This is a genomic window from Gemella sp. zg-1178 (genome assembly GCF_018790995.1).
Classification (GTDB): Bacteria; Bacillota; Bacilli; order Staphylococcales; family Gemellaceae; genus Gemelliphila.
This window is the reverse complement of record NZ_JAHKEI010000041.1, coordinates 1-3,998: the sequence shown is the minus strand read 5'-3', so window position 1 is coordinate 3,998 and position 3,998 is coordinate 1. Positions and strand designations below refer to the sequence as shown.

Here is a 3,998-nt window from a genome sequence, read left to right as displayed (position 1 = left end):
AACAATAGAACTTTGTGTAGATATATGTTCTAGAAACGGAATTAATAAATTAGAATATACAGGAGATACAACAGGAAACTTAACAAAACATGAATGGTTTGCGCCAACAAATTGTCCAGGACCTTATTTGGGAAGTAAATTCAATTATATAGCTAATGAAGTAAACAAAAGATTAAATGGAGTAGTTATAAATAATAATGTAGAAAAACTGTATAGAGTTCGTAAAAATTGGAGTGATGTAAATAGTTAAAAAGGAGCATTTAAAAAACTAGAAAATGCGAAAAAATGTGCAGACAATAATCCAGAATACAAAGTATTTGATGAATTAGGAAATAAAGTATATCCTATAACGCATTTAAGTATAGAAAAAATAGCAAGAGAAGTAATAAATGGATTATGGGGAAATGGAGAAGATAGAAAAAACAAATTGACATCTGCAGGTTATAACTACTATGAAGTTCAAACAAAAGTTAACGAACTTGTTTCAGGGATAAAAACTATAGATGAAGTCGCAAGAGAAGTAATAAATGGATTGTGGGGAAACGGAGAAGATAGAAAAAATAGACTAACATCTGCAGGATAGGATTACAATAAAGTACAACAAAGAGTAAACGAAATAATATAAATAATTCAAGCCTATCATAGCTAATTAGTTAGCAATGATAGGTTTTTTTATTTTAAGGTTAATTTTTTAATTGATTTCTTTGACTGTTATTTAAGGATATGAAATTTATAATTGTTAAATCATTATAAATTTGTCCTTAGTATAAAAGGAGAATCAGAAAATGAATAAACACGAAAAAGAAGAGATAAAAAAATTAAGAAAAAAAGGATTAGGATATAAGAGGATAGCAGTTATTTTAGGATTATCACATAATACTGTTAAATCATATTGTAGAAGAGAGAAATTAAAAAAAGAAACAATAAAAAAGCATGATGGATGTCTACTATGTAATGAGAAGTTAATACAAAAAGTAGGAAAGAAGCAAAAAAAATTTTGTAGTGATATTTGTAGAATGAAGTGGTGGAATACACACCTAAATCAAGTAAAAAGAAAATCATACAGTATGCACGAATGTTTAATGTGTGGTGAAACATTTAAATCATATGCCAATAAAACAAGAAAATATTGTAGTCATAGATGTTATATTAATTTTAGATTTGGAGATAATAATAATGAATGATAACGAATTTAATAAAGAATTATTATATCAAATAACTATAATTTATTTAAAAAAATTACTTAAAGAAAGAACTATAACAAAAGAAGATTACAATATATTTAAAAATAAAATGATAGAAGAATATAATCCTATTTTAAGTAAATATACAGAAGAAATACTTGATAAATAAAGCGTTTTGAGTGATATATAGTAATACAAAAAGGAGGGATACATATTGAAAAGAGTAATAAAAATAGAAAGTGTGAATGCATTAAAAAAAGATAAATTAAGAGTAGCAGCCTACGCTAGAGTATCACATACATATCTAAAAAATTCTCTATCCAATCAAGTAAGTTACTATAATACCATTATTCAAAACAATCCTGAATGGGAATTAAAAGGAATTTATATAGATGAAGCTATTAGTGGTAGAAATACAAACAAGAGAGGAGAATATCAACGTTTAATTAAAGACTGTGAAAAAAGAGAAATTGACATAATCTTAACAAAATCCATATCAAGATTTGGCAGAAATACTATAGAATTACTAAAGACAATTAGAGAACTAAAACTATTAAAAGTAAGTGTAAGATTTGAAAAAGAAAATATTGATACACTAACAACAGATGGAGAATTATTACTTACATTATTATCAACACTAGCAGAAGAAGAATCAAAATCTATATCAGATAACATCAAATGGAAAGTAAAAAAAAGCTTTGAACAAGGAATACCATATATAAAACAAGATATGTATGGTTATAGATTTAAAAATACAAAATATGAAGTTGAAAGAAAAGAAGCAAAAATTATAAAACAAATATACGACTGGTATATAGAGGGACTCTCACCAACTATGATATCAAGAAAGCTTAACGATATAGGAGAGACAACAAGAAAAGGAAATAAATTTAGTAGAGCTATAATACATAATATTTTATCACAAGAAACTTACACTGGAAAACTTATACTACAAAAAACATACCATGATATAGAAAAAGGATGTTCAGTAATAAATAAAGGTAAAAGAACAATGTATATAGTAGAAAATGCGCAGGAAGCAATAATTACGCAGGAAATTTTTGACAGAGTACAAAAAGAAAAATCTAATAGAAGTCTACATAATATTAAGGAGAAGAAAAGTGAATAAAAAGATTATAACAATAGAACCAAAAAGAACAGTTAAATCATCAGAACTTCCTAGTATGAAAAAAAGAAGAGTGGCAGGATATGCCAGAGTATCAACAGATCATGAAGATCAGAGTAGTTCTTATGAAGCACAGATGAATTACTATGAAAGTTATATAAATAGTAGAAGTGATTGGGATTTTGTAAAAATGTATTCAGATGAAGGAATAAGTGGAACAAATACAAAAAAACGATTAGGATTTCAAGAAATGGTAGAAGATGCATTAAAGGGAAAAATTGATTTAATTATAACTAAATCAGTAAGTAGGTTTGCGAGAAATACAGTAGATTCATTAACTACAGTAAGAAATTTAAAAGAAGCAGGAGTGGAAATATACTTTGAAAAAGAAAACATATGGACATTAGATTCAAAAGGAGAATTATTAATTACCATTATGAGCTCACTAGCCCAAGAAGAAAGTAGAAGTATATCAGAAAATATAACATGGAGTAAAAGAAAAATAGCAGCAGAAGGACAAGTTCATTTTAATTATAGACATGTATTAGGATTTAAAGAAAGTAAATATGGAGGTTTTGAAATATATGAAGAAGAAGCAAGGATTGTAAAATATATATTTGGTCTATTCTTAAAAGGAGAAAACCCTAGTAGTATAGCTAAAATTTTAACTAAAGAAGGCATACCAACACCTGCTGGAAAGAAAATATGGTGTTATACAACCATAAAAGGGATGTTACAAAATGAAAAATATAAAGGAGATGCGTTACTTCAAAAAACATTTACAGTAGACTATCTTACAAAAAAGAAAAAGAAAAATGAAGGAGAACTTCCACAATACTATGTAGAAAATAATCATGAGGCTATTATAGACAAAAAAACATTTGACATAGTACAACTAGAGCTAAAAAGAAATAATAATAGAACTCGAACTAGCTATTTTGGAAAAATAATTTGTGGATGTTGTGGAGGTAGTTATGGCAGACATGTTTGGCATTCTAATAGTAAGTATAAAAGATATATTTTCAGGTGTAATCAAAAATATAAAAAAGAACATAAATGTACTACTCCATCAGTTAGTAAAGAAGAGATAGAGAATTGGAGTGTCCAAGCAATTAATAAAGTAATTAAAGAAAAAAATAAAATAATTAAAAACTTTTCATTACTAATAGATATGATTGAAAATACAGGAGATATAGAATCAGAAATAAATAATTTAGAAAAAGAAATGGAAAATATAAAAATTGAAGTAGAGAACTTGATAAAGCAAAATTCTAGTGTATTACAAAATCAAGAGTCTTATAAAATAAAGTACGACAGTTTAGTTGAGAAGTATGAAAATCTACAAAATGAACTTTTAGAAAAGAGAGGAATTATAAAACTAAAGATTAAGCAGTCTGCAGATTTAAAATTGTTTATAGATTTTTTAAAAAAACAAGAACAACTCCTTATTAATTTTGACGATAAGCTTTTTAATACTTTGGTAGAAAAACTTATTATACATAAAGATAAAAAAGTAGCATTAGAATTTAAAAACAACCAGGTCATAAAAATATGATCTGGTCGCAAATTACAATAGTAAGTTAGCCACCTCAGGCAAGTCATAAGGACATACATAATTAAATAATTTACGTGGATAACGATTTATCCATTGTTCAACAGCCGTTACTTCGTTAGGAGTAACGGTTGTT

The 3,998-nt window shown here is 26.5% G+C and carries 5 protein-coding genes and 1 pseudogene; all 6 read left to right on the top strand.

All coding sequences use genetic code 11. The features are described 5' to 3' along the window. Positions 1–250 (top strand): annotated as a pseudogene (locus tag KMP12_RS07665) (N-acetylmuramoyl-L-alanine amidase); the annotation flags it as partial. A gap of 96 nt (positions 251–346) precedes the next feature. Beyond that, complete coding sequence (locus KMP12_RS07660; RefSeq protein ID WP_371821686.1) at positions 347–583, top strand: hypothetical protein; 237 nt, start codon at positions 347–349, stop codon at positions 581–583. Positions 584–785: 202 nt separating this feature from the next. Continuing rightward, the gene (locus KMP12_RS07160; RefSeq protein WP_179940140.1) at positions 786–1,184 is read left to right on the top strand and encodes a helix-turn-helix domain-containing protein; all 399 of its coding nucleotides are present in this window, start codon (positions 786–788) and stop codon (positions 1,182–1,184) included. Beyond that, on the top strand, positions 1,177–1,353 hold the full coding sequence (locus KMP12_RS07155) for an SHOCT domain-containing protein (protein ID WP_215757036.1): 177 nt from the start codon (positions 1,177–1,179) through the stop codon (positions 1,351–1,353). Before KMP12_RS07160 ends, KMP12_RS07155 begins: the two co-directional genes overlap by 8 nt. Positions 1,354–1,398: 45 nt before the next feature. After that, entirely contained in the window at positions 1,399–2,313 is a 915-nt protein-coding gene (locus KMP12_RS07150; protein ID WP_215757035.1) for a recombinase family protein, read from the top strand. Next, complete coding sequence (locus KMP12_RS07145) at positions 2,306–3,865, top strand: recombinase family protein (RefSeq protein WP_215757034.1); 1,560 nt, start codon at positions 2,306–2,308, stop codon at positions 3,863–3,865. The genes KMP12_RS07150 and KMP12_RS07145 overlap by 8 nt, the downstream gene beginning before the upstream one ends. The last annotated feature ends 133 nt before the right edge of the window (positions 3,866–3,998 follow it).

Excerpts from the sequence above, each read along its gene's own strand:
- KMP12_RS07155 (WP_215757036.1), top strand. The coding sequence starts at position 1,177 with ATGAATGATAACGAATTTAATAAAGAATTATTATATCAAATAACTATA.
- KMP12_RS07160 (WP_179940140.1), top strand. The coding sequence starts at position 786 with ATGAATAAACACGAAAAAGAAGAGATAAAAAAATTAAGAAAAAAAGGA.